Origin of the sequence: Pleomorphomonas sp. JP5 (assembly GCF_023721815.1) — a bacterium.
In the GTDB taxonomy this organism is placed as follows: domain Bacteria; phylum Pseudomonadota; class Alphaproteobacteria; order Rhizobiales; family Pleomorphomonadaceae; genus Pleomorphomonas.
Genome location: NZ_JAMDLI010000022.1, coordinates 566,204 through 590,433, shown reverse-complemented (window position 1 = coordinate 590,433; position 24,230 = coordinate 566,204). Strand labels below are relative to the sequence as shown.

Annotated in this window: 21 protein-coding genes and 1 riboswitch; of the genes, 3 read left to right on the top strand and 18 right to left on the bottom strand. The window is 63.6% G+C overall.

The window, feature by feature from the left end:
• Positions 1-21: 21 nt before the first annotated feature.
• The 9 genes from M4J40_RS22145 to M4J40_RS22105 form a co-directional block, all read right to left on the bottom strand.
• On the bottom strand, positions 22-1,134 hold the full coding sequence (locus M4J40_RS22145; RefSeq protein WP_251756575.1) for an ABC transporter permease: 1,113 nt from the start codon (positions 1,132-1,134) through the stop codon (positions 22-24).
• A gap of 1 nt (position 1,135) precedes the next feature.
• Positions 1,136-2,266, bottom strand: coding sequence for an ABC transporter permease (locus M4J40_RS22140; protein WP_251756574.1), 1,131 nt, complete (start codon positions 2,264-2,266; stop codon positions 1,136-1,138).
• On the bottom strand, positions 2,263-4,011 hold the full coding sequence (locus M4J40_RS22135) for an ATP-binding cassette domain-containing protein (RefSeq protein WP_251756573.1): 1,749 nt from the start codon (positions 4,009-4,011) through the stop codon (positions 2,263-2,265). Before M4J40_RS22135 ends, M4J40_RS22140 begins: the two co-directional genes overlap by 4 nt.
• Entirely contained in the window at positions 4,008-5,021 is a 1,014-nt protein-coding gene (gene hlyD / locus M4J40_RS22130) for a secretion protein HlyD (RefSeq protein WP_251756572.1), read from the bottom strand. Before hlyD ends, M4J40_RS22135 begins: the two co-directional genes overlap by 4 nt.
• Complete coding sequence (locus M4J40_RS22125; protein ID WP_251756571.1) at positions 5,018-5,710, bottom strand: CerR family C-terminal domain-containing protein; 693 nt, start codon at positions 5,708-5,710, stop codon at positions 5,018-5,020. The genes hlyD and M4J40_RS22125 overlap by 4 nt, the downstream gene beginning before the upstream one ends.
• A 118-nt stretch (positions 5,711-5,828) precedes the next feature.
• Positions 5,829-7,793, bottom strand: a complete 1,965-nt coding sequence (locus tag M4J40_RS22120) for a MacB family efflux pump subunit (protein ID WP_251756570.1) — start codon at positions 7,791-7,793, stop codon at positions 5,829-5,831.
• Positions 7,794-7,796: 3 nt separating this feature from the next.
• Entirely contained in the window at positions 7,797-9,044 is a 1,248-nt protein-coding gene (locus M4J40_RS22115; RefSeq protein WP_251756569.1) for an efflux RND transporter periplasmic adaptor subunit, read from the bottom strand.
• Positions 9,041-10,228 (bottom strand): multidrug effflux MFS transporter, encoded by a 1,188-nt coding sequence (locus tag M4J40_RS22110; protein ID WP_251756568.1) that lies wholly within the window; start codon positions 10,226-10,228, stop codon positions 9,041-9,043. The genes M4J40_RS22115 and M4J40_RS22110 overlap by 4 nt, the downstream gene beginning before the upstream one ends.
• A 52-nt stretch (positions 10,229-10,280) precedes the next feature.
• Positions 10,281-11,750: an efflux transporter outer membrane subunit gene (locus tag M4J40_RS22105; protein ID WP_251756567.1), complete on the bottom strand. Its 1,470-nt coding sequence runs from the start codon at positions 11,748-11,750 to the stop codon at positions 10,281-10,283.
• Positions 11,751-12,013: 263 nt separating this feature from the next.
• Here M4J40_RS22105 and M4J40_RS22660 point away from each other — a divergent pair, with 263 nt between their 5' ends.
• On the top strand, positions 12,014-12,661 hold the full coding sequence (locus M4J40_RS22660) for a GNAT family N-acetyltransferase (protein WP_405030776.1): 648 nt from the start codon (positions 12,014-12,016) through the stop codon (positions 12,659-12,661).
• Here M4J40_RS22660 and M4J40_RS22095 read toward each other — a convergent pair.
• From M4J40_RS22095 to M4J40_RS22070, 6 genes are all read right to left on the bottom strand, one after another.
• Positions 12,598-13,848, bottom strand: a complete 1,251-nt coding sequence (locus M4J40_RS22095) for a Gfo/Idh/MocA family protein (protein WP_251756565.1) — start codon at positions 13,846-13,848, stop codon at positions 12,598-12,600. The genes M4J40_RS22660 and M4J40_RS22095 overlap by 64 nt on opposite strands.
• 26 nt (positions 13,849-13,874) lie before the next feature.
• Positions 13,875-14,900, bottom strand: a complete 1,026-nt coding sequence (locus M4J40_RS22090; RefSeq protein ID WP_251756564.1) for a LacI family DNA-binding transcriptional regulator — start codon at positions 14,898-14,900, stop codon at positions 13,875-13,877.
• A 5-nt stretch (positions 14,901-14,905) separates the two neighbouring features.
• On the bottom strand, positions 14,906-15,862 hold the full coding sequence (locus M4J40_RS22085) for an ABC transporter permease (RefSeq protein ID WP_251756563.1): 957 nt from the start codon (positions 15,860-15,862) through the stop codon (positions 14,906-14,908).
• A gap of 12 nt (positions 15,863-15,874) precedes the next feature.
• Positions 15,875-16,819, bottom strand: a complete 945-nt coding sequence (locus M4J40_RS22080; RefSeq protein ID WP_251756562.1) for an ABC transporter permease — start codon at positions 16,817-16,819, stop codon at positions 15,875-15,877.
• Positions 16,816-18,318, bottom strand: coding sequence for a sugar ABC transporter ATP-binding protein (locus tag M4J40_RS22075; RefSeq protein WP_251756561.1), 1,503 nt, complete (start codon positions 18,316-18,318; stop codon positions 16,816-16,818). Before M4J40_RS22075 ends, M4J40_RS22080 begins: the two co-directional genes overlap by 4 nt.
• Before the next feature lie 118 nt (positions 18,319-18,436).
• Positions 18,437-19,453 (bottom strand): substrate-binding domain-containing protein, encoded by a 1,017-nt coding sequence (locus tag M4J40_RS22070; protein ID WP_251756560.1) that lies wholly within the window; start codon positions 19,451-19,453, stop codon positions 18,437-18,439.
• 373 nt (positions 19,454-19,826) lie between these two features.
• On the opposite strand from M4J40_RS22070, the gene M4J40_RS22065 reads away from it, so the two are divergent.
• Together M4J40_RS22065 and M4J40_RS22060 are read left to right on the top strand one after the other, a co-directional pair.
• Complete coding sequence (locus tag M4J40_RS22065; RefSeq protein WP_251756559.1) at positions 19,827-20,225, top strand: MarR family winged helix-turn-helix transcriptional regulator; 399 nt, start codon at positions 19,827-19,829, stop codon at positions 20,223-20,225.
• A 34-nt stretch (positions 20,226-20,259) separates the two neighbouring features.
• Positions 20,260-21,555 carry an MFS transporter gene (locus M4J40_RS22060; protein ID WP_251756558.1) on the top strand — a complete coding sequence of 432 codons (1,296 nt, stop codon included), beginning with the start codon at positions 20,260-20,262 and terminating at the stop codon, positions 21,553-21,555.
• A gap of 6 nt (positions 21,556-21,561) precedes the next feature.
• Here M4J40_RS22060 and M4J40_RS22055 read toward each other — a convergent pair whose 3' ends face one another.
• Genes M4J40_RS22055 through M4J40_RS22045 form a run of 3 tightly spaced genes read right to left on the bottom strand, consistent with a single transcriptional unit; the run spans position 21,562 to position 23,967 of the window.
• Entirely contained in the window at positions 21,562-21,741 is a 180-nt protein-coding gene (locus tag M4J40_RS22055) for a hypothetical protein (protein WP_251756557.1), read from the bottom strand.
• A gap of 31 nt (positions 21,742-21,772) precedes the next feature.
• The gene (locus M4J40_RS22050) at positions 21,773-22,795 is read right to left on the bottom strand and encodes an asparaginase (RefSeq protein WP_251756556.1); all 1,023 of its coding nucleotides are present in this window, start codon (positions 22,793-22,795) and stop codon (positions 21,773-21,775) included.
• Positions 22,796-22,800: 5 nt separating this feature from the next.
• A complete protein-coding gene (locus tag M4J40_RS22045; RefSeq protein ID WP_251756555.1) occupies positions 22,801-23,967 on the bottom strand; it encodes an aminotransferase in 1,167 nt (388 codons plus the stop codon).
• Between the two features lie 156 nt (positions 23,968-24,123).
• Positions 24,124-24,225: riboswitch (TPP riboswitch) on the top strand.
• The last annotated feature ends 5 nt before the right edge of the window (positions 24,226-24,230 follow it).

Sequence of the window (24,230 nt, the reverse complement as noted above, 5' to 3'; positions counted from 1 at the left end):
CTCGGGCCGCCGCTTTTTTGTTCACTCCAACCGGCGACGAAACAGCCAACCGGCCGCCGGCAGCGTCGCGAAGGCGATCAGCGCCATCGGCACCGTCTCGACGACGATCTCGGCGATCGGGATATCCTTCAGGAACACCCCGCGCACGATGACCAGAAAATAGCGGAGCGGATTGGCGTAGGTGATCAGCTGCAGCCACTCCGGCATGTTGGCAATCGGCGTCGCGAACCCGGACAGCAGCATGGCCGGAACCAGGAACAGAAAGGCGCCGAGGATCGCCTGCTGCTGCGTCGCGGCCAGCGCTGAAATGAACAGACCGAAGCCGACCAGAGAGATCAGGTAGAAGAACGCGGCGACGTAGAGGGCGACGATCGAACCGCGCAGCGGTATGCCGAAGATCCACACAGCGGCGAGGACGAACAGGGTAATGTGCAGGAAACCGATCAGGATCGGCGGGATGACCTTTCCAACCAGGATCTCGTGCGTTCGGAGCGGCGATACCATCAACTGATCGAAGGTGCCGAGCTCGCGTTCTCGAGCGATGGATAGCGCCGTCACCAGGAGGCCGACCAACATGGCGATCGAGGCGACGAGCCCCGGCACCATGAACCACTTGAAATCCAGGTTGGGGTTGAACCAGTTGCGCGCCACGGTCCCCACCCGGACGGGTGCAAGCCGCAGACCGGCGGGCGTGTCGGCGGCAAGCCCGGTTACGATCGCCGAAATGTAGCCGGAAACGATCTGCGAGGCATTGGAGCGGCGTCCGTCGAGAATGATGGCGACATCGGCGGTGGTACCAGCCTCGATGTTGCGCGAGAAATCGGAGCCGATCTCGACGGCGGCAATCACGCGCTCGCGGTCGATCGCCTCGCGAAGCTCGGCGGGATTGTCCGCCCGCTGGACGAGACGAAACTGTGGCGAAGCCTCGATGCGGCTCGTGAGCTCGCTCCCCCAATGACCGGAATCCCGGTTGAGCACCATGACGTCGACGTTCCGAACCTCCAGTGTCGCGGCATAGGAGAACACCAGCAGCTGCAGGACCGGAGGCGCGATTAGGATCATCCGGCTCTTCGGATCGCGAAAGAGAGCGAGAAACTCCTTCCGGACGAGCGCTAGGAGGCGAGTCAGTCCCATGTCAGGAGATCCTCTTGGCTGTCTTCCGGATGGCGATGGCGAAGAGAACGAGACCGAAGCCGACCAGGATCAGGATGGCGCGAAGGAACATCGGCCAGATGTCGCCGGCCAGGAAAACCGATTGAAGACTGGGGATCAGGTAGCGGGCCGGCACGATCATCGAGATGTACTGGATCACCAGTGGCATCGAGTTGATTTCGAAAATGAACCCCGACAAGAGGAAGCTCGGCAGGAAGCCGGACAGCAGCGCCAACTGCGAAGCGAGGAACTGGTTCTTGGTGACGGCCGAGATCAGAAACCCCTGCCCCAGCGCCGGCATCAGGAAGGCGGCCGACAGCGCATAAAGCGCCAGGATCGATCCTCGGAACGGCACGCCGAACAGGAGAACAGCCAGGACGACGCAAAGGGTCATCGAGGCGAGGCCGAGCAGGAAATAAGGCACGATCTTGCCAGCCAGCAACTCCCAAGCGGTGACAGGCGTCGCCATCATCGCCTCCATGGTGCCGCGTTCCCACTCGCGAGCGATCACCATCGAGGTCAGCAGCGTGCCGACCAGGGTCATGACGATGCTGATCGACCCCGGCACCAGGAAGTTTCGGCTCTTGAGCTCGGGATTGAACCAGAAACGCTGCTGAATGGAGAGGGGCGTCGCGGTGAGCGCCCGTTCGGCCGCCCGCTGCGCTTCCCAGGTCGAAACCGTTCCGGCGGCATAGTTCTGCACGAAGTTGGCCGTGTTGGGATCGGCGCCATCCACGATCACCTGCACCACCGGATGGCGGGCGGCCATCAGATCGGCGGTAAAGCCGCTGGGGATGACAAGAATGCCACCGATACGACTCTGGACGAGGTCCGAGTTGAACTCGCGCCGGTCCCGACCGACGGTCACGGCGAAATAACGGGAGTTCTGGAAGCTCGCCGCCAGATCGCGAGTGACCGGGGTCGTTTCTTCAAGCACGAGCCCGACACGGGTGCGGGTGGTGTCGAGAGACACCCCATAGCCGAACAGAAACAGCAGGATGAGTGGCAACACCAGAGCAATCAGGATGCTGGACGGATCTCGGACGATCTGGAAGCTCTCCTTGCGAACGAGCGCCAGAACGCGGCGGGCCCGCCCTCGACGATCGGCGTTCATGCCGAGCCCTCCCTCTCGCTTTCCTCGATCAGGGCGATGAAAGCGTCCTCCATGGTGGGGTCGGGCCGGTCTGGCCCGGCAACCTTGAGTTTGAGCTCGTCGGGTGAGCCGAGGGCGATCGACTTGCCCCTGTAGATAAGCGATATGCGGTCGCAATACTCGGCCTCGTCCATGAAGTGGGTTGTTACGAGAACCGTCACCCCCTTCTCGACAAGCCCGTTGATGTGGGTCCAGAACTCGCGGCGGGTGATGGGGTCGACGCCCGATGTCGGCTCGTCAAGGAACAGAGCCTCCGGTTCGTGCATGACGGCGGCGGCGAGCGCGAGACGTTGCTTGAGGCCGAGCGGCAGATCCTTGGCCGACATGGTCGCGTGAGGCTTCAGGTCGAAGATCTCGAGCATCATGGCGATGCGCTCGCGCTTGCGAGCAGCCGAAAGGCCGTAGACGCCGGCAAAAAAGTCCAGGTTCTGGGCAACCGAGAGATCGCCGTAGAGCGAGAATTTCTGCGCCATGTAGCCCAACCGGTTCCGCGCCTCCGCCGCATCCCTGCGAAGATCGAAGCCCGCGACCCTGCCCTCGCCTTCCGACGGCTTCAAAAGGCCGCACAGCATCTTGAAGGTGGTGGACTTGCCGGCGCCGTTGGGGCCCAGCAGGCCGAAGATCTGGCCACGCGGGATATCGAAGGTGATGTGGTCGGCTGCGGTGAAGTCGCCAAAGAGCTTGGTCAGTCCGCGCGCCTCGATGACCGGCCGACCATCGCCAACGGCGCGGGACGCCTGAGCGTCCGCCAGCGCCGAGCGACCGCCAGGGCCACCACCCAGCATGTCGACGAAAGCGTCCTCGAAACGCGGCGCGGTAGTGACGAAGCTGGCAGCGCCGAGCCCTGCATTCCTGGCGATCTCCCCGGCGTCGCCCTCGCTAGCCAACACCAATCGGATGGCCTCGCCCTGGATGACGCCATCGACCACCTTGTCCTCGTCGAGGAGACGCGCCAGCAGCCGACGACGGCTTCCCTCTATGCCGGTCAGGCGCTGCACCCTTCCCTCGACGCGATCGGTGAGACCGGACGGCGCGCCGGCATAGAGCAGCTTGCCGGCGTTCATCAACAGAACGCGATCGCAAGCTTCGGCCTCGTCGAGATAGGCGGTCGACCAGACGACGCCGATGCCCTCGGAGGTAAGGTTCTCGACCATCTTCCATAGTTCGCGCCGCGAGATCGGATCGACACCGACACCAGGCTCGTCGAGCAACAGGAGGCGCGGCTTGCGGATCAGCGCACAGGCAAGGCCAAGCTTCTGCTTCATGCCGCCGGAGAGCTTTCCGGCAAGGCGGCCGGTGAAGCGCTTGAGGTCGGTGAAGGTCAGCAGCTCATCGAAGACCGCCGGTCGTTCGCCGTGCGGCAGGCCGCGCATGTCGGCGTATAGGTCGAGATTTTCCCGGACCGACAGGTCTTCATAGAGTCCGAAGCGCTGCGGCATGTAGCCTATCGCCGCCTGAATGGCCGGCGCTTCGGTCCGTGCGTCGTGACCAAGCACGGCGATACGGCCGGCCTCCGGCTGCATCAGACCGGTCATCAGGCGGATCAGTGTCGTCTTTCCCGCCCCATCAGGACCGACAAGACCGGTGATCTCGCTGCCGCGGATGTCGCCCGACACGTCATCGAGTGCCGGCGCGCCATCGCCAAACCGTTTGACGATCCCGGCGAGGCTAACGAGGACGGGCTTGCCTTCGGCGGCGGTGTTCATTTTGCCTCGCTGGCAGCAGGTGGCAAATGCACGGTGACCGGCATGCCCTGCCTCAGATCCTTGCCCGGATGATCGATGATGATGCGAAGACGATAGACGAGGTCGGTCCGCAGATCCGGAGTCTCGACCGCTTTCGGCGTGAACTCCGCCACCGGCGAAATGAACCCAACATGACCTTCGTAACCGGCCCCGGTCATGCTGTCGGAGGTGACCTTGACCTTCAATCCGGGGTGAACGCGGCCGAGATCCGGCTCCGAGACGTAAGCGCGGACCCACACCGGCTCTGTCAGCGACAGAACCAGCACATTGGTCGAGGATGCAACGATGGCACCCGGCTCGCTGACGCGCGACAGGATCACACCGTCGGCGGGCGCCTTCAGTTCGGTGTCGGATAGCGACGTTCGGGCCGCGTCGAGCTGTGCCTCGGCGGCGCGAAGCTGCGCCTCGGCGGCCGCAATGTCTTCCTCTCTGCTACCTTCCTCAATAAGCGAAAGCGCCGCCTTCGCGCTAGCGACGCGAGCACTTGCCATGTCCTTGGCGGCGGTCGCCCTATCGAGACTCGATTGGGCTACGGTTCCCTGGCTCCGCAACTGGTCTGCCCGGGAAAGAGCCAGCTCGGTGTTGGCGAGACTGGCGACCTGCTCCTCGTAAGCGGCGCGCGCCTTGGCGATCTCCGAAGGGCGCGGACCGGCCTTGAGTTTGTCGAGCGTCGCCTTGAGTGCCGCGACATTCTCCTCGGCAGCGCGGACGGCAATCTCGTAGGGCCCGGAGTCAAGGCGAGCCAGAACGTCGCCGGTCTTCACCGTGTCTCCCTCTTCCACCTCCACAGAGGCAAGCCGCCCCCCGACGCGGAAACCGAGCGATACCTGTCGGATGTCGACATTTCCGTAGATCACTTGCGATGGAGGCGTGGGCTGGAGGTATCCGTACCGCTGCGGGACGCCGAGATACCAGGCAACACCGGCACCGGCAGCCGCGAGAAGCAGGACGACGGGGATGATCTTGTTCATGTTGCACTTTCCCCGATGGGATGAATGCTCGCGACGAGTTCGCCGGCAATACTGCGGATCGTGGCGGTTTCCGTCGAACCAACCTCCGACCATCCCATTTCGCGCAGAATGGTTGCCCGTCCGACGCGATAGACGATCAGCGAGCCGATCAGGGACAGCGTCCGCAGTCGCACACGCTCGGAGTCGGGATCGGCTTCGAGAAGAATGCTGACGAGATGGCGCACGGCCGTCAGCATCGGCTGCATGAAGCCCGTGTAGATTCGGTCGTAAGCCTCGGTTGGCTCGGCCTGCTCACGAACCATGTAGCGGACCCACACAGCCGACTCGTCGTCTGCGAACAGCGTCAGCATGGCCTCGCCAAGCACGGTCAGGATGGCGCGCGCCTCTTCGACGTCGATCGGTCGTCCGCCGAACTGAGCTTCGGCAAAACGACCCAGTACCATCTTCCGCCGTTCACCGATGCGGCTCTGCAACCGCTCGATCAGATAGTCGGCTACGGCGTTGTAAAGACCACGCTTGTTGCCGAAATAGTAGTTGATCGCCTGGAGGTTGACGCCCGCCAGCTCGGCGAGCTTGCGGGTTGAAACGCCCTCAAAGCCGTATTGGCCAAACAGATCAAGAGCGGCGAGAAGAAGCTTTTCGCGGGTCCCGTCGTTGCGGGTGGTGTCGGGTGAAGGTGGCTTTGTCATGACCCGCAGCTTACACCCGACATCGATTCAGTCAATCGACTGATTTACGGATGGTCAATGAAAAGCGACCCGGTTCGGGCGAATTGCGGCGAAACGTCCGAAGCTGTTGCCAGGACCGTCAATCGCGCGACAACGCGACCACCGGATCGAGCTGCGATGCATTGCGGGCCGGTAGAAAGCCGAACACCACGCCGATCAGCGTTGAGCAGAGACAGGCGGCGACGATTGAAGTGGTCGAATAGATCAGCGCAAAGTCGCTGGAAATGAGCTTAACGAGCTGCCCGATTCCAAAGGCGGTACCGATGCCGAAAAGGCCACCGATGAGACACACCAGAACGGCTTCGATCAGGAACTGCTGGAGAATGTCGCTCTGTCGGGCGCCGACGGCCATGCGAACGCCGATCTCGCTCACCCGCTCCGACACAGAGACCAGCATGATGTTCATCACCCCGATGCCGCCAACCACCAGCGAGATGACGGCGATGGCCGCGATCAGCAACGTCAGCATCTGTGTCGTCGAGGTAATGGTCTGTCGGATGTCGTCGGTGTTGAGAATGAAGAAATCCTGGCTGCCGTGTCGTTGCGTCAAAAAGCGCGTAACGTCCTGTTCGGCAAGGCTCGTATCCACATCATCGGCAACGCGAACGGTGATCGACCGGAGCGACATGTTGCCAAGGAAGCGGGTCTGCACCGTTGTGTAGGGCAGATAGACCGAGAGATTCTGGCTGGAGCCGAACCCGCCCTGCTGCGGCTGCGTGACGCCAACGATGCGAGCGGGCACATTACCAATCAACAGGACTTGCCCTACCGGCGATGTCGGGCTGTTGGCAAATAGCGTCTTGAGGGTGTTCTCGTCGATCACCACGTCCGTCGCCCGGTTGCGCACGGACCGGGCGTCGAAAAAGCTACCCTCCGCAAGCTTGGTGCCGCGCGCAGCGAAATACTGCTCGCCGACGCCATTGACGAGCGCATTCGCCTCGAGCGAGCCGACGCGCAAGATCTCGCTTGTGGAAACCGTCGGCGTTACGGCCGCGACGTAGTTCTGCCGCGCCAGCGCCTCGGCGTCGGAAGCGACCAGCGTAGTGATCTTGCCGGAGCGGGTATCCCCGAAGCTGCGCCCGGCGAAAATCTCAAGGGTGTTGGTGCCCAGGCTGGAAATGTTGGCGAGTATCTGCTGTTGCGTGCCCTGCCCGATCGCCACGACGGACACCACGGAGGCGATGCCGATGATGATGCCGAGCATGGTGAGAAAGGTTCTGAGGCGATGAGCCGCCATGGCCAGCACGGCCATGTGCAACGCCTCCTTGAAGCGATCGACCACCGAGCGCAAGTAGCCGCCGCGTGTCGGCCGTTCGCCCTGCGGCGCTTGCGCGACGGTTGACGCGCCTTCCGCCGCCGTTTCGCTCTTCCTGTCGCTGATAATGACGCCGTCGGAAATCTCGATGATGCGGCGGGCACGACTTGCAACGTTCATGTCATGGGTAACGATGATGACAGTCTTGCCCTCGGCGTTCAGCTCTTCGAGGATGCGAAGCACCTCCTCGCCGGAGTGTTTGTCGAGGGCGCCGGTCGGCTCGTCGGCAAGGATGACGTTGGCCCCATTCATAAGGGCGCGGGCGATCGAGACGCGCTGCTGCTGACCGCCGGAAAGCTGTCCCGGCCGATGATCGATGCGGTCGCTCATGCCGAGGCGGTCAAGCAGGCGCTCTGCCCGTGCCCGCCGGTCGCGCGGGGGCATGCCGGCGTAGATGGCCGGGATCTCCACGTTGGCGAGCGCGTCGAGTTCGCCGAGCAGGTGATAGCGCTGGAAAATGAAGCCGAAATGCTCCCGCCGGAGAGCGGCGAGCTCGTCCGGTTCCAGCAAGGCGGTCTCTCGGCCCGAGATGCGATAGCTGCCGGCAGTCGCGCGGTCGAGGCAGCCAAGGATGTTCATCAGCGTCGACTTGCCGGACCCGGACGCCCCCACGATCGCCACCATCTCTCCCGCCTCGATCACGAGATCGATGTCTTTCAGCACCGTGATCGTGCTGTCGCCCGAGGGAAATTCACGCCGGAGTTTCTCCAGCCGGATGAGTTCGGCCATGGCCTACATCCCCGGCGGCGGCCCACCGCCGCCGCGCCCAAGCCTCAGCGACGACGAGGCCGCAGCCCTTTGGGCGGCTGTCATTTCACCGGTCACCACCTTGTCACCCTCGGCAAGGCCGGTCTTCACTTCGGCAGTAACCTTGTCGTTGAGGCCGATTTCCACCCGCCGCTCCGTCGTACTGCCGTCGGCATTCAACACCCTGACCCGATAGGTCCCATCGGAAGCGCGCGCGCCCAGTGCAGCCGCCGGCACGGTCAGCACATCCTCGGCCCGCCCGAGCACGATGTTCACCTCGGCGGTCATATAGGTCCGCAAACGACCGTCGGGATTGGGGATGCTGAAGTTGCCATAGTAATAGATGGCGGAGGACGATGAACTCGATGACGAGGAGGAGCTCGACGACGAGATATCCGCGTCGGAGCGAATCGATTCCGGGGCGGGGGCAATGCTTTCGAGCGTCGCATCGTACCGGCGTTCGGGATCGCCGAGAATGGTGAAGTAGACCTTCTGGCCCGGCGCAACGTGGATGACATCGGCCTCCGATATCTCGGCCCGCACCGTCATGGTGTCGAGTTGTCCCAACACGACGATCGTCGGGGCCGACTGAGCGGCGTTGACGGTCTGTCCTGCCTGACTGACCACGGCGAGCACCGTGCCGTCAATTGGCGCGGTAATGCGCGTGTAGCCGAGGTTGGCCTGGGCGGTTTCCACCGCCACCTCAGACGACTGGATCTCCGCGTCGAGCGCGGCGATCTGCGCCTCCGTCGTCTTGACCGTCGCCTCCGCGCTTTCGAGATCGGCCCGCGCGACGGCATTCTGGCTGACCATCGTCTGCTGACGTTCCAGAGTCTGCCGGGCCAGCGTCAGCGAAGCCTCCTTCTCGGATCTTTGGGCGCGAACGCTGGCGAGCGAGGCCTGGGCTTTCTTGAGATCGTTTTGCTGTGTCACCGAGTCGATCTCGGCGATGAGGTCGCCGGTGTTCACCCGGTCTCCGAGAGCGACCTCCAGCGACGTGATGCGCCCCGAAACCTGAGCTCCGACGGCAACCAACTTGGCCGGTCGAAGCTGACCGGTCGCCAGCACGGTTTCCTCGACGCTCCCCCGCGCGACGGCAGCCGTCATCATGCTGACGGTCGGCTCGGCGTAGTAGCGCCCCTTTATGATGTAACCGACCGTAGCCAAGGCAACGAGAGCAACCAGGAGGATCAAGCCACGACGGCTCTTGCGTTTGCGCGGTGCAACGGTCATGCGCGGCGCCCCATGAAGTAGGCCAGCGAGGCAAAAACCCCTCCGGCGAGGATGATACCCACCATCGGGTAGACGGTTCCGTTGTGCAGCAACCCAACGGCGGCGCTGGCGAGGCTAGCGACGGCGAACTGCATGACGCCGAGCACCGATGACGCCGTGCCACGATGGGCGCCCACATGGCTCATGGCGATCGCGGTCGAGTTGGCGCCGATCAACGGCCCCGTCGAGAGACAGAGCATCAGAAGCGCGACGAGGACCGGCAGCGGTACGCTTGCCGCCGACGCGACGAGGACGGTTCCCATGAGTACATTGAAGGCAAGCGCGCCGGCCATCACCCTCTGTGTCGAAAACCAACGCAACAGGACGCGATTTATCTGCGAAGCGACGATCATGCCGCAGGCGTTGAGACCGAACAACCAGCCATAGTGCTGCTGCCCGACACCGTGGAGATGCATGTAGACGAAGGGCGAACCGGTGATGAAGGCAAAGATGCACGCGGCCGCGAACGCGCCGGACAATGCCGGAGCCATGAAATCACGATTGGAAACCACCTCTCCGAAAGCGCGAATGACACCGACGATGCCCTGGGCATGGCGCCGTTCAGGCGGCAGCGTCTCCGGCAATCCACGCGAAGCGGCCCAGAGGCAGCCGACGCCGAACAACGTCAGCACGACGAAGATCGCCTCCCATGGCGCCACTGCCAGGATATACCCCCCGAGAAGCGGCGCGACGATTGGAGCAAGGCCTTGCACCAGCATCATCTGCGACAGAAAGCGAGCGCTGCCCCGCTCATCGAACAGGTCTGCGACGATGGCGCGGCTTACCACCATGCCGGCGCAACCACCGAGCGCCTGGCAGAGACGCAAGGCGATAAAGCTCTCGACGGTCGGCGCGACGACGATCGCAGCCGATGCCAGGGTGAAAATCAGGAGACCGGCGATCAGAGGGGGCTTGCGACCGAAGCGATCGACCAACGGACCGTAGATGAGCTGACCGACCGACAGGCCGAAAAAGAACACGGACAGCGAAAGCTGAACCCTGCCCTCGTCGGTGCCAAAAGTCTCGGCGAGGCTGGAGAAGCTCGCCAGATACATGTCGGTCGAGAGTGGGGCAAAGGCCGTGAGAGCGGCGAGGATGAGGGTCAGGCTTAGGGTGTTGAGTTTGACGGACGCAAGAGATGACATCGTTTCACGGCATTACCGGGGAAGCGCCGGCTCGCGGCTCAAGGCCATTGGATCAGTTGGCGGCCACCCGACGCAGGCGCGGCCCTGTGTTGGTGTCCACCACTTCCGGCTTCGACGCATCGACCGTTCCGTTCCAACCGCCGCCCAATGCCTTGTTGAGGGCGATGTAGTTGTCGGCGATGGCAACTCTGCTCGTGAGCAGGGAGTCTTCGGCCGAATAAAGCGACCGTTCCGCATCGAGCACATCAAGGAAGCTCGAAGAACCCGATTGATACAGAGACTGAGCCAGCTCGGAGGCCCTTCGATAGGCCTGGGTGGCGGCGGTCAGACGGCTATTCTTGATGCGCTCCTGCCGGAATGCGACGATGGCGTTCTCGACGTCTTCCAAAGCCTTGAGCACGGCCGCCTTGTAGGCGACGAAATACTGGTCGCGTGTAGCCTCGGCGGCTTCCTGCGCCGCGGCGAGCTTGCCGGCGTTGAAGATCGGAACAGACAGGGAAGGCCCCAGGCTCCAGGAGATCGACGAGGATTTCCCGAGATCGCCGACGCTCGTCGCCGTCGTGGCGATGGCGCCGGACAGGCTGACCGAAGGATAGCGCGCAGCAGCTGCGGCACCGATCTTGGCCGTCGCCTGTGCATACTCACGCTCCGCCTTGCGAATATCAGGCCGATTGCTGAGAAGATCGGCCGGCAATCCTGTCGGCACCGGCTGGCGGGGCCTCGGGATGGCACCGCCCCTCTTCATGCGCGCATCGAGATCCGCCGGAGCGCGGCCGGTTAGAACCGCAAGACGATGGACGGCCTCGGAATAGGCCGTCTGGAGGTCGGGCAGCTTGGCTTCAGTGCTCGCCGCCTGTCCCTCGGCGTTGGAAACGTCGACCGCCGAGGCCGATCCAGCCTCGAACTTCTTCCGGGTCAGGCCCGCGGTCTCTCTTTGCGACGCCGCGCTTTGCCGCGCCAGCGCCATGCGTGCCTGGTAGCCGCGCGCCGCCACGTAGTTGGAGGCGACATCGCCGATCAGCGTCAGCAGAACCGAGTTCAGATCCTCGTCGGCCGCCTGACGACCGTAACTCGCCGCTTCCGACGATCGCGCATTGGCGCCGAACAGATCGAGTTCCCACGATGCGTCGAAGCCGCCCTTGAACTGATTGCGCACCTCGCCCTGCGACTTCAGCCGAGATGCCGAGGACGATGCATCGGCGGATGGCGCCAATGCCGCGTTTGTCTGCCGTTCAGTGGCACGCGCCGCGCGGATCTTGGCCTTGGCGGCGGCGACATCGAGATTGCCTGCGACGGCTTCCTCCACAAGTGCATTGAGCTCCTTGTCACCAAGGCGCTCCCACCAGCGTGCAAGCTCGACCGGCCGAGCCGGAGTTTCGGCTGCCGAAGAGCTCCAGCTCGCCGGCAACGCGAGCCGAGGCACCATGTAGTCCGGACCGACGGCGCATCCTGCCAAAAGCAGGCCGAGAAGCGGGACACTGATCCCCGCTGCGCGACGGAAGGAGGAAAAACCGCTGACCATCGTATCCGCGCGCAAAATCATGACCTCACTGACGACCCCATTTTGAACCGTTACGATTTGGACCGCTTCCACGCCAGCCCGCAAATCAAAAGAGGTTGAAAAGTGTAACCATTGATGGCAACGCACCGCTTTTTCGAAGACAAGCCGCTCATGAACCGTGAACGTGCCGGCTCGAACGACACATCAGAAGAAACACGACAATTGACCGTGTCCGTACCTGGGTCCACTTGTTGGCAACCATAGCGGACAAGCGAGTAGGACAGATGCCCGCCCTTCCCTCTGATCTTCGCTCCGAACGCCTGACCCTGCGTCGTTATACAGAGAACGATGCCGGCTGGTACGCAACGATGGCGCACCGCAACCGTGAGCACCTCTCACGCCATGAGCGAGACAATGCGGCGATGAAGATCGCGACGGAAGCTGACGCCGCCGCCGCCATTCGCGATTTCGACGTGGAAGCGCAAGCCGGTCGGGCTGCCTTCCTTGGTGCTTTCCGTAGCGAGGACGGCGTTTTCGTCGGGCAGATCTATGTCGGTGTCAGCAATGCCGATCTGCCCGGCTATCTTGTCGGCTACTTCTGCGATGAAGCCCATGTGGGGCAAGGCTTCATCGGTGAAGCCGCGGCGGCCACGGTCAAAGCGCTGTTCGGTCAATGTGGCGCCTTGCGAGTCGGAATCTGGTGCGACGACACCAACATCCCGAGCCGGCGCATCGCCGAACGTCTGGGCATGCGTCAGGAAGGTCACTTGCGCGCCGACAAGCGCCATCCCGACGGCTCGGTCACCGGGTCCGTCTGCTACGGCCTCCTGCGCGAAGAGTTTCTGGCGCAGGAGGCCGTAGCAGCCGCTTATTCGGATTCGGGCCGGCCGACCGCCGGCACGAAATCGGAGAGATCCTCGCGGTCGAAATAGACCGTGCGCCCCTCCTCGGCCGACTTGTAGAGCGCCATCAGCATTTCGATCACCGCCACGCCGTCGGCAAAGGTCTCGTCAGGCGCCTGTCCCTTGCGAAAGCGCTCGACCATGTGACGGTTCTCATCGGTATATCCGTAAACGCCCGCCTCATCCTCCAACACCGGCATCAAGCCCTGCTCGGCATTCTGCTTCTCGACGAGATCTTCTCCCTCGCTGCCGCTGATCCGACGAGACATGAACACCTTGAGACCAGTGTTGAGCGAGGAAAACTCAAGCGCATACTCCGGGCCAAGAAGCTCGAGCTGGATGCGCAACCCCGCGCCGACATAGGCCCAGGAGGTCGTCGCCTCGATGATCACCTCCTGGCCGAGGTCGTCCTCCAGGGTGATCATGCCGCGCGCAAAGTCCTCGCTGGCTCGACGGCCATAGTCGACCGTCGGCCCCATACGCTCCTTGAGCTCGGCCGCGTAGTTCGGCCGCGTCCACTTGAGAGAGGCGATCGCGCCCGTTGCCGACTTCAGCTTCAGCGAGGAACGCGGCGCGTCCGGTCGCGTCAGAAGAAATCGCGCCACCTCGACGGAGTGACACATCATGTCGAGCAGCACCCCGCCACCCTGCTGATCGCCCTTCCAGAACCAGGGCTCGTGCGGGCCGGCATGCTCTTCCGCCGCACGGGCCAGATAGGGGCGACCGGCGGACGGCACGGCCCGACGCCAGATGATGTCCTTGCCCCGAAGGACCGCCGTCGAGAACACCTGGTTCTCAAGATACCCGTGAATGAGCTTGGCGTCCTCGACGAGCCGCAGCATCTCGCGCGCCTCGCGGAGAGTGCGGGCAAGCGGCTTCTCGCAAGCAACCGCGTAGATGGACGAGCGACCGGCAACCTTGAGATCATGCAGTGTCCGCATGACATCGAGGCGGGTATAGTTCGGTGACAGTACCCAGACGGCATCGACGTCCGGCGCCGTCAGCAGCGCTTCGAGGGTTGGGTGGACGATGCAGGCACCGAGATCGAGATCGCTCACCGCTTCGGCAAATGCACGGCGCTTTCGCTCGGTCGGCGAGTAGACGCCGGTCACCTCGACATTGCGAACGCCGACGAGCGACTTCAGATGGAAATGGGCAATGAAGCCACTGCCCACAAAGCCGATGCGGAGGGTCTGGCGCGGGAAATCGGTCGTCATCTCTGGTCCTCCCAAGTCTTTTGTCATTATCCGGCGGCCATTTGGCCGCTCGGTTTGGCGGGAGCGGTCGAAGACCGAACGACGAGCTCGGTCGGCATGACCACTTTGGCATCCGGTGCGAGGCGGCCCGCCAATCGCTCGATCATCAGGCGCATGACCTCGACGCCGATCTCACGCTGCGGCTGCCGAACGGTGGTCAGCGGCGGGTTGCATGCGACAGCGAAAATCGTGTCGTCGAAGCCGACCACCGAAACATCACCGGGAACCGACGCACCTCGCTCCCTCAGTCGATTGATGGCGCCCACGGCCATTTCGTCGTTGGAGGCGAAGATGGCCGAAAAGGAAACGCCACGGTCGTAGAGTTCGTCGACGGCCGCCTCGCCAGAGGCGAGGCTGTAGTCGCCTCGCACCGAGAGCCTCTCGTCGGGCGGGAAGCCGGCCTCGGACAACGTCTTGCGCCAGCCTGCAACACGGGCCACGCTCATCACCTCCGGCACCGGACCACTGAGATGGGCGATGGCGGTGTGGCCAAGATCGAGAAGGTGCCGCGTCGCCAATGCCGCTGCGCCTTCGTTGTCGATCAGAACGGTCGGCAACTTGCGGGTCGGCAGATACTCGAGGGCCACCACCATAGGCGGCAGACCGGCATCCTCCAGCTCCACCGGCATCGAGCCGGTCATCAGAATGAGCCCGTCGGCATGCCGTTCTCGAACCATGTCGATGTAATGGTGCACGCGGGCCGGGTCGGAGCGTGCGTCTCCCATCAGCACCTTGTAGCCGGCCGACGAGGCCACATCCTCTACCCCCTTGAACACATCGAGGTAGAAGGGGTTGGAGATGTCGCGCACCAGAAGGATCACCGTATCGGTCGCCTGGCGACGAAAGTGGCGCGCCTGAGCGTTCGGCACGAAACCGAGCGTCGCGACACAGCGGAGCACGGTCTCTCGCGTCTCCGGCCGCACAAGATCCGGGTTCTTCAGCGTGCGCGACACAGTCGCCACCGAAACCCCGGCCATGGCCGCGACATCACGAATATTGGCGGATCCCGACATGGCGATCAGACCCTCAGCCGCGCCTGCCGCCCGTAAAGCAGCATGAGCAGCAGCAGCGTTCCCCCGAAGATCACCTGCCGTCCCCAGAACTCCAGATTGAGCGTGGTGAGCACACTTTGCAGCAGGATGAGCGCAATGGCGCCGAGAGCCGTACCGGTGTACGAGCCGGCGCCGCCTGCGAGCGAGGTCCCGCCGATCACCACGGCGATAACCGACGGCAGCACGTACTGGTCGCCAACGCTGATGAACGAGTTGCCGGTGTAGCCGATGACGCAGACGCCGGTGAAACCTCCGAAGAGACCGGCAAGGCCGTAGAGGAGTACGCGAATGCGGCGAGCCGGCAGGCCGGTCAGAATGGCGGCATTCTCATTGGACCCGATGGCGTAGATCGACCAGCCGAAACGCGTCCGCTTCAGCACAAACGCCATCAACACGATGATTGCCGCCCAGACGAACAGAATGCCGGGGACGCCGAGAAATGCCGAACGGCTGACGAAGGCCAGCAAGGCCGGAGCGGCATTGCCGGAAGGCACGCCGCGCGACAACACGACGAGCCCCCCCTGGATGACACCCATCATGCCCAGCGTCATGACGAGGGGAGGAATGCGCAGATAGGTAACGCCGAGCCCGTTGACGACCCCGATCAAGAAGCCGGCAAAACAGGCGGCTGCGAAAGCCAAGGGGATGGCCGCATCGGACCCGTTCATCACGTTGCCGGCGATCACCGCACCGAGCGAGATGACGGCCCCAATGGAAAGATCGATGCCCTCGCGCCCACCGAGAATGACGAGGTTCTGCCCGGCCGCGGCGATGCCGAGGATGGCGGAAACGGTCAGAAGGCGGACGACCTGGTCGCCGCGCGCAAAGCCCGGCGAGACCAGCTCGCCGATGATCAGCAGGGCGAGGATGGCGACCGAGGAGATCAGCAGCGGGTTCTTCGCAAGGTCGACGAAGCGGTTCATGACTCTCCCTCCTCAGCGCCGGGTGACGAGGACGCCGCCGGCAAGCGCGGCGAGAATGATGAGGCCCTGGACCAGGGTCTGATACTCGAACGGCAACCCGGCAAAAAAGATGACCGAACCGATCATGCCGATCACCCAGGCACCGAGCACCGAACCAAGAGCGCCGCCGACACCGCCGGCAAGAGCCGTTCCTCCCAGCACCACGGCCGAGATCGCCGACATGGCGAGCGTCTGCCCCATCAGAGGGTCGCCGCTCGCTGTCTCGCCCGTAAGGCAGAGACTGGCGAAGGCGCCGAACAGACCCGACAACATGAAAGCCAAGACCCGTAGCCGCCCGAGGTCGAGGCCGGTCTGGAAGGCGGCGGCTCTGAGGCCGCCCACAGCCTTGAGGCGCGTCATGAACGGCCGCGCGGCCAGGAAGGCGGCGATCAGGAAAGCCAGCAGATAGATCGCGTAGACCGTCGGCACGCCGGCAATCGTTCCCGCATAGGTGCGCCAGTAGGGCTCTGGGACAGGCAGCCCTGCCTGCGGCAGCACCCAGAGGGCAAGACCGGAGAAGACAATCGACGTCGCAAAAGTGGTCACGATCGGCTGGAAGCGAAGGCCCGCAATGATCAGGCCATTGACGAGACCGCAGCCCGCGCCAACGCCCATGCCGGCGGCAAGACCGATGACGACGGCCATGCCATCACCACCGAGAGCGGCGATCACCGACACGGTCACGACATTGACCAGCGCAACGATGGCGCCGACCGACAGATCGATATCGCCGCCGAGAATGACGTAGGTCTGGCCGATCGCCACCAGAACCAGCGGCAGGAACGTGGTGAGGTTCGACTGGATGACCGAGGGCTCCAGGAAGTTGGGCTGGAGCAGTGCATTGACAACGAGGAGAACGGTGAGCGCTGCCGCTGTCACGACCCAGGTGCGGCCACCGAGTTTTGCAAGCCCGATCATGCCGCGTCTCCGTAGGATGCGCGTGTCAGATCGAAGGGCGTCAGCCTGTCGCCCGTAAGATCGGCGGTGATGGCGCCACCGTTCAACACAAGAACCCGATCGCAAAGGGAAAGCAGCTCGCTGTCCTCGGAGGAGTAGATGATCACGGTCGCCCCTTCGTCGGCAAGCTTGCGCGCCAGGAGATAGAAATCGCCCTTGGCACCGAGATCGATCCCCTTGGTCGGATCGTCCAGCAACAGGAGCCCGGGCGCCGGTGACAGCCAGCGCGAGATGAAAACTTTCTGTTGATTGCCACCCGAGAGCGAGCCGATCGGCGCGTCGAGACCGGCGTAGCGGGTGTTGAGCCCGGCCAGTACCTCGGCAAAGCGTTCGCGGAATACAGCGCCCGGCACGACATGCCGTCGCTCGCGCACCAGACTTGCTATGGCGGTGTTCTCGAAGATCGAGCGGCCGGGCAATGCGCTGTCACGCCCCCGATCTCCCGAAACGTAGGCGATGCGATGGGCCATGGCGTCGGCCGGTCGGCGAACCGTGACATCGACACCGTCAAGGCTCACCGAACCGCTCAGGAATGGAGCGGCACCGAACAGACCGGCGAGCAGGGCTTTTTGCCCCTGCCCTTGCAGACCTCCGAGACCCAGAATTTCCCCTCGTCGAGCCGTGAAGGACACCGGCCCCAGGCGAGAGGCACGAACGTCCGTCACAGAGAGGCGAGCATCACCTTCGAGTGGCTTGTGGTCGCGGACGGACGCGGCGATGGCGCCGGTTTCGCCGACCATGGCATAGACCACGGCGTAGCGGTCGGTCTCGGCGGCGGCAAACTCGGCCACCGTCTGGCCGTTGCGCATCACGGTGATCCGGTCGGCAATGGCGAACACCTCGTCCATGCGGTGCGAGATAAAAATGGACGAGACGCCTTCGGCCTTGAGTTGGCGCAGGATCTCGAAGAACACCTCCACCTGCCGACGGTCGAGCGTCGCCGTCGCCTCATCGAAGATGATGACTTTCGGCTTGCGCGCCAGCACCTTCAGGATCTCGGCCAGTTGGCGCTGATCCGGAGAAAGATCCGAAACGCGAACATCCGGCGTGAAGCCCTTTCCGGCAACCGCTGCGACACGAGCAATCAGTGCTTCGGTCTCGCGCTGGATGGCGGAACGGTCCGTAAAGCCAAAGCGATCGCGCGGTTCGCGACCGAGGAAGACATTCTCCCCGACCGACAGCTGCGGCACGAGCGAAAGCTCCTGGTAGAACAATGCCACACCCTGCTCTTCGGCGAGACGCGGCGAACCGAGCGCCGCCGCCTTCCCGTCGATCAGCACCTCGCCGGTGTCGAGGCCGACGGTGCCGGCGATAATCTTGCAGAGCGTCGACTTGCCGCATCCGTTGGCGCCGAGCAGCGCATGAATCTCGCCGTGCTCCACCGTCAGGCGGGCCTTGTCGAGCGCATGCACGGCGCCGAAGCACTTGGATATGTCTCTGGCACGGAGGACTGGTTGCATCGGGCGCATCCGGATTCGGATCGGCAACAGACATCCATCGCACGCAAAACCGCGCGCGCTGGACAACGTGAAAAGGACGGGCCGGTCCGGAAGGAAGAAGGACCGGCCCGCTCTGAGGTTACTTGAAGAACTTGGCCGCGTCGTCGATCGACACGACGTCGGTCACCGACCAGTAGCCCGGCTTGCCCTCGGCTTCCTTCAGCTTCTCGGCGAGGTTGTCATTGGAGACGAACGGAATCGGGATGTAGATGGCATTGCCATAGACGCCGCCGAAGATACCGTCCTTGAACTCCTTGCCCTGCAGCTTCAGGACCGCGACATTGAGCGCGGAGGCCATCACGCCCGGAGGATTGACCGAAGCACCCGACGTCAGGTTTTCCTTCGACCAGAGATCCATGAAGTCCTTGCGGATCTCGCCGGTGGCAACGATCGACTTCTGCTTGCCGGCCGCCATGATGGCGCGCCATGTACCGGCCGCCATGCCATCCTGCACCCAGATGCCGTTGATGTCGGGATAGGTGGCGAGAAGCGTCTGCGCGGTCTGCTGGCCCTGCGCCTGATCCCAGTTGGCGTTGGCCTCGTTGAGGATCTTGATGTCGGGGAACTTCTTGAAGACTTCGGTGTAGCCCTCGACGCGCATCTGGTTGGCCGGATGACCGGCAACGCCGTTGATGGTGACGATATTGCCCTTGCCGCCGAGCGTGTCGGCCAGCCACTCGGCCGACTTCATCGCCCAGCCCTTCTGGTCGATGCCGACGTAGATGGCATCCTTCGACGACACCTCGGCGTCGGTCGCAACCACCAGAATACCCTTGGCCTTGGCCTGGGCGAAGATCGGGTCGAACGCCGTCGGGCTGTTCGGATTGATGATGATGGCGTCAACGCCCTGATTGATGAAGTTGCGGACGTTGCCGATCTGACCCTGTACGTCGACATTGGCCGACTGCACGACGACATTGACGGTGACGCCCTTGTCGGCCCACGCCTTGGCGGCGGCCTGCGCCTCCTCGATCATCTGGGTGCGCCACTCGCTGCCGACCCAGCCATTCGACAGGCCGATGGTGAACGTATCGGCCGCCGATGCCGCACTAACCGCGGCCACGGCGATGCCCGCCGCCAACAGAACTGATTTCATTGTCGCCTCCCTGACGCGCCGCGAACCGACCCTCCAGTCCATCGGCCATGTCGTTGCTGTCGTTTCCTCTTGGGATCCTCACCGCGCGGCATCCGCCGCGACGCGAAGCGATCCCATGGGCCCTCACCGCCCGAAAGCATGATGTAACCGGTTACATTGGCCGTCAATAGGTCCTTTCGCCTATAGTTGCCCCTGGCAGCAACCATAGGAGACAGCCATTTTCCCGACGCAGCTCGGCCGTGCATGTCGCAGCCGTTGAGCTTGGCGTTCGTGGTGCCGAAGCCAATTCCATCGAAGGGACACGCCCTGCCCTTGCTCTCCGGCTGGCGTTCCAACGCTTGCCTGAAAGGTTTTAGGGGTATATACCCGTTTCATGGATTCACTTTGCTATTGCGATCTCCTTAGGACCGCGGCCCGCAAAACGACCGCCGTTTACGACCGTTACCTTGCCGAGGTCGGACTGACGCTCGCCCAGTACAAGCTCCTGAAGAAAATCGACCGCGCCGGCGAACTGTCGATCTCCGAGCTCGCGGCTGCCTGCGATCTCGACCGGTCGACCATTGGCCGCAATGCGCAGGTTCTTGAAAAGCATGACCTCGTCGAGGAAACCAGCTGTGGCGACGGTCGGCGCTGCATGCTGAGATTGACCGAGTTGGGCCGACACCGTCTCGCCGCCGCCGCACCACTGTGGCAAACCGCCCAGACCGAAATTGAGTCCATGCTCGGCCCCGACCAGATCAAGGCGATTACCGCCATTTCCGGCGCTCTCTAGGTCTCTCGGTTCTCTTTTCAGCGAAAGCTCGCCAATGACGACATCCGCCGTTCCGGCATTCTTTTCCCGTCGTAACATCCATTACGGCTGGGTGGTGGCGGCCGTCACGTTCGTCACCATGCTGGCGACGGCCGGCGCGCTTGGCGCCCCCGGCGTCATGCTACGGCCGCTCGAAGCCGAGTTCGGCTGGAAGAACTCCGATATTTCGACAGCCTTCGCCGTCCGCCTGATCCTGTTCGGCCTGATGGGGCCTTTCTCGGCGGCGCTGATGAACCGATTCGGCGTTCGCCGGGTCGTCGTCACGGCCCTGTTCCTCATCATTGCCGGCTTCGGCTTCTCGGTCACCATGACCGAACTCTGGCAACTGATGCTGTTCTGGGGCCTCGTCATCGGCTTCGGCACCGGCATGACGGCACAGGTGCTCGGCGCCACGGTGGCCACCCGCTGGTTCGTCAGCCGGCGCGGTCTGGTGGTCGGACTGCTCACCGCCTCCAACGCCACCGGGCAGCTTATCTTCCTGCCGGTGATCGCCGCTGCCACCGAGGCTTGGGGATGGCGAGTCGCTCTGGGCGTGGTTGTCGCCCTTCTCGCCATCGCGCTGGTCGGCGTCCTGGTCTTGATGCGCGATCGGCCGGCCGATGTCGGTCTGGCACCGCTGGGCGGTACGTACCAAGCCGCCCCGCCCCGCACAGCCGGCCTGATGACGCTCGTATCCGCGCCCCTCCTTGGCCTGCGCGAGGCTTCCCGCTCCTATGTTTTCTGGGTGCTGTTCGTGACTTTCTTCGTCTGCGGCCTGTCGACCAACGGCCTCATCCAGACGCACTGGGTTTCGATCTGCGGCGACTACGGCATCCGCCCGGTCAGCGCGGCGGGGTTCCTGGCCTTCGTCGGTCTGTTCGATTTCGCCGGCACGTTGCTGTCCGGCTGGCTGTCCGACCGCTACGACAATCGCTGGCTTCTGTTCTGGTATTACGGCCTGCGCGGGCTGTCGCTGCTCTATCTGCCGCTGACCGGCTTCGACCCGCTCCTGCTTGCCGGTTTTGCCGTCTTTTATGGTCTCGACTGGGTAGCGACGGTGCCGCCGACCGTGAAGATCTCGGCCGAGCGTTTCGGTGCCGAGAAGGCGGGGCTGATTTTCGGCTGGGTTTTCGCCGGCCACCAGCTGGGCGCGGCTACCGCCGCCTACGGCGCCGGCTGGAGCCGAACCGATCTTGAAAGCTATGTACCGGCGCTCGTCGTGGCTGGCGCTTTCTGTCTGGTCGCAGCGGCTCTTTGCCTCACCATCGATCGCAAGCGCGAACCGGCGGAACCGCTGCCACAGGCCGTCTGAGTTGGATTACAGAAAGAAGGTGACGACGATCATCAGCACCAGGATCAAGCCGCCGGCAATGGCGGCGATCGGTCGCCCTCCGCCCGATGAACGAGTGCCAGACGCGCCATCGCCAGCCGCTCGGGCAGCCTCGGCCTTCTTGCGCGCTTCGCGCGCCTTCTTGTCGAGCTTGACGACCTCACCCATTCCCGTCCTCCCTTTGCCTTGATGCTGCCTCTCAGCCGGTCACGCCGTCAAGCGCCGCGGTGACGCGGACTTCGCCGGCCGTGTCGCCCGCCCAGGTCTTGACCGCAGGATTGGCGAGGGCCTTCATCTCGGCATACCCCTGATCATCGGGGGTGAGTTTCAGAAGATCAATCAGAACGCGGGCCATTACAGCTTCGGAGGCCCGAGTGGCACCGTCGTCGATCTTCAGCGCAATACCAAGGCCGAGCTCCTTGATCGCCCCGATGAACACGCCCTCGGCCCCGGTTTTCACCAACACTCGGTCGCCAAGGGCCGTCATCGCCCGGGTGCAGAAGCGGCCCGTGCCAGCGATCATGAAGGGTTCGGCGGCGGCGGCGAGCCTCAGTCGCTCGGCCGCGCGCGCGCGTGTCGCCGTCAGGCCGACACCCGTCACGAACCGGGCAAACCCATGAGCAAGGGCACGCGGCGCCACGGCGAAAGTGGGGATCGAGCAGCCATCGGTACCGCAGATATCCGTGGCGTGCGGTGTGCCCGTCATTGACGCCCCGGCCGCGATCACCTCTCGCATCACCGGATGATCCGCTTGTTCATACCCCTTGGGATCGGTACCGGCGACCACACAAGTACAGAGAAATCCCGTGTGCTTGCCAGAACAGTTGTTATGGATGCGCCCTGGCTTTTCCCCACGCCGATGCAACTCGCCCTGATCGTCATGCCGTCCCGGCCAGTGCGGACCGCAGGCGAGACAGGTCTCGTCGAGACCGGCAGCGGCGAGCATTGCCCGGGCCGTTTCCACGTGCCGGGCCTCGGCGTTGTGGGACGCCATGGAAAGAGCCAGCTCCGCGTCGCCGAAGCCGAAGCGGTCGGCAGCCCCGCTCTCGAGGAATGGCAGCGCTTGAAACGGCTTCACGGCCGAGCGCGGGAAGCTCGGTCGTTCAATGTCGCCAACACCGAAAACCAGTCGGCCGTCGCCATCGACGATCGCCACCGATCCCCTGTGAAAGCTCTCAATGATGGAACCGCGCGTTACCTCGACCAGAACCGGATTTTCCATCGAAACTATCGTCCTTGTTTGTCGATCCAAGCGGCGAGACGGGCAATGGCCTCGTCCAGCACCTCGTCGCGTTTGGAAAAGCAGAATCGGATATACCGCTTTGGCGGCTCCGAGGCATAGAAGGCGGAAACCGGCACCGCGGCAACCCCAGCCTCGCGCGTCATCCTGAGGCACGCCTCGGCATCATCGTCCATACCGAGCGGTCCGGTATCGGTCACGACGAAAAACGTGCCGGCCGACGGCAACACGGAAAATCCCAGCATCGAGAGCCCCTTCGAGAGACGGTCTCGCTTGGCTTGCAAGCCGTATACGAAGCCCTCGAAGTAGTCGTCTCCAAACGACAATCCATGCGCGACTGCCGTTTGAAGCGCAGGCGGCGTCGTGAAGGTGACGAACTGGTGTGCCTTTGCAATCGGCTCCATCAGCGCCGGAGCGGCGGTCACATAGCCCACCTTCCAGCCGGTCAACGAGAAGGTCTTGCCGGCCGAACCGATGCGAACGACGCGATCGCGCATGCCGGGAATCTGTATCGGCGAGATATGCCGTTTGCCATCGAACACCAGATGCTCGTAGACCTCGTCGGCGATCACCACCGCGTCATGCTTCTGGCAGAGACCGGCGATCAGCTCCAGCTCGTCCCGCGAGAACACCTTGCCTGCCGGGTTCATCGGCGTGTTGATCAGGATTGCCTTGGTGCGATCCGAGAAGGCGGCGGCAAGCGCTTGCGGGTCGAGCTCCCAGTTCGGCGGGGCGATGCGCACCGGCTTGGCAACACCGCCAGCCTGCCGAACGATCGGCAGGTAGCTGTCGTAGAGCGGCTCGATCAGCACCACCTCGTCTCCGGGACGAACGAGACCGAGAATCGCATCGGCGAGCGCCTCGGTGGCGCCGGACGTCACCATCACCTCGGTCTGCCAATCGACGTCGAGACCGTAGAAGCGCTTGTTGATTGCCGCGACTGCCTGCCTCAAGGCTGGAAGCCCCATCATTGGCGGGTACTGGTTGGGTCCGGCAAGAAAAGCCTCGGCCGCGACGCGGCGTACATCCTCAGGACCATCGATATCGGGGAAGCCCTGGCCGAGGTTGATGGCGCCCGTCTCGCGAGCGAGACCCGACATCACCTCGAAGATGGTGGTGGGAAGGCCGGTGAAGATCGGATTGGTCGGTTTCATCGTCAATATCGATACCAGTAAACCCGCCGACCCTAGTGGACGGTCATCGCCCCCACAAGCCGTTTGCCATCGCCGCCTGTTCGCTCGGCGCATGGCTCTCCCTCGCGGATAGAGGTGTTTGCCTATGGCGCCTTCGCAGCCATCCGGCTAAGCTCGACATATCTCACGGGGTGCCCCTTCCGGGGCTGAGAGGAGTTTTCCAACCCGACGAACCTGATCCGGGTCATGCCGGCGGAGGGATAGAGCCATGCAGACAGTCGCCT

What these genes read in the sequence shown, in the direction of transcription:
- M4J40_RS22080 (WP_251756562.1), bottom strand. Translation starts at nt 16,819, where the DNA reads ATGATCGGGCTTGCAAAACTCGGTGGCCGCACCTGGGTCGTGACAGCG.
- M4J40_RS22120 (WP_251756570.1), bottom strand. Translation starts at nt 7,793, where the DNA reads ATGGCCGAACTCATCCGGCTGGAGAAACTCCGGCGTGAATTTCCCTCG.
- M4J40_RS22660 (WP_405030776.1), top strand. Translation starts at nt 12,014, where the DNA reads ATGCCCGCCCTTCCCTCTGATCTTCGCTCCGAACGCCTGACCCTGCGT.
- M4J40_RS22060 (WP_251756558.1), top strand. Translation starts at nt 20,260, where the DNA reads ATGACGACATCCGCCGTTCCGGCATTCTTTTCCCGTCGTAACATCCAT.
- M4J40_RS22050 (WP_251756556.1), bottom strand. Translation starts at nt 22,795, where the DNA reads ATGGAAAATCCGGTTCTGGTCGAGGTAACGCGCGGTTCCATCATTGAG.
- M4J40_RS22075 (WP_251756561.1), bottom strand. Translation starts at nt 18,318, where the DNA reads ATGCAACCAGTCCTCCGTGCCAGAGACATATCCAAGTGCTTCGGCGCC.
- M4J40_RS22125 (WP_251756571.1), bottom strand. Translation starts at nt 5,710, where the DNA reads ATGACAAAGCCACCTTCACCCGACACCACCCGCAACGACGGGACCCGC.
- M4J40_RS22135 (WP_251756573.1), bottom strand. Translation starts at nt 4,011, where the DNA reads ATGAACACCGCCGCCGAAGGCAAGCCCGTCCTCGTTAGCCTCGCCGGG.
- hlyD (WP_251756572.1), bottom strand. Translation starts at nt 5,021, where the DNA reads ATGAACAAGATCATCCCCGTCGTCCTGCTTCTCGCGGCTGCCGGTGCC.
- M4J40_RS22105 (WP_251756567.1), bottom strand. Translation starts at nt 11,750, where the DNA reads ATGGTCAGCGGTTTTTCCTCCTTCCGTCGCGCAGCGGGGATCAGTGTC.
- M4J40_RS22090 (WP_251756564.1), bottom strand. Translation starts at nt 14,900, where the DNA reads ATGTCGGGATCCGCCAATATTCGTGATGTCGCGGCCATGGCCGGGGTT.
- M4J40_RS22095 (WP_251756565.1), bottom strand. Translation starts at nt 13,848, where the DNA reads ATGACGACCGATTTCCCGCGCCAGACCCTCCGCATCGGCTTTGTGGGC.
- M4J40_RS22110 (WP_251756568.1), bottom strand. Translation starts at nt 10,228, where the DNA reads ATGTCATCTCTTGCGTCCGTCAAACTCAACACCCTAAGCCTGACCCTC.
- M4J40_RS22085 (WP_251756563.1), bottom strand. Translation starts at nt 15,862, where the DNA reads ATGAACCGCTTCGTCGACCTTGCGAAGAACCCGCTGCTGATCTCCTCG.
- M4J40_RS22045 (WP_251756555.1), bottom strand. Translation starts at nt 23,967, where the DNA reads ATGAAACCGACCAATCCGATCTTCACCGGCCTTCCCACCACCATCTTC.
- M4J40_RS22115 (WP_251756569.1), bottom strand. Translation starts at nt 9,044, where the DNA reads ATGACCGTTGCACCGCGCAAACGCAAGAGCCGTCGTGGCTTGATCCTC.
- M4J40_RS22055 (WP_251756557.1), bottom strand. Translation starts at nt 21,741, where the DNA reads ATGGGTGAGGTCGTCAAGCTCGACAAGAAGGCGCGCGAAGCGCGCAAG.
- M4J40_RS22140 (WP_251756574.1), bottom strand. Translation starts at nt 2,266, where the DNA reads ATGAACGCCGATCGTCGAGGGCGGGCCCGCCGCGTTCTGGCGCTCGTT.
- M4J40_RS22145 (WP_251756575.1), bottom strand. Translation starts at nt 1,134, where the DNA reads ATGGGACTGACTCGCCTCCTAGCGCTCGTCCGGAAGGAGTTTCTCGCT.
- M4J40_RS22065 (WP_251756559.1), top strand. Translation starts at nt 19,827, where the DNA reads ATGGATTCACTTTGCTATTGCGATCTCCTTAGGACCGCGGCCCGCAAA.
- M4J40_RS22070 (WP_251756560.1), bottom strand. Translation starts at nt 19,453, where the DNA reads ATGAAATCAGTTCTGTTGGCGGCGGGCATCGCCGTGGCCGCGGTTAGT.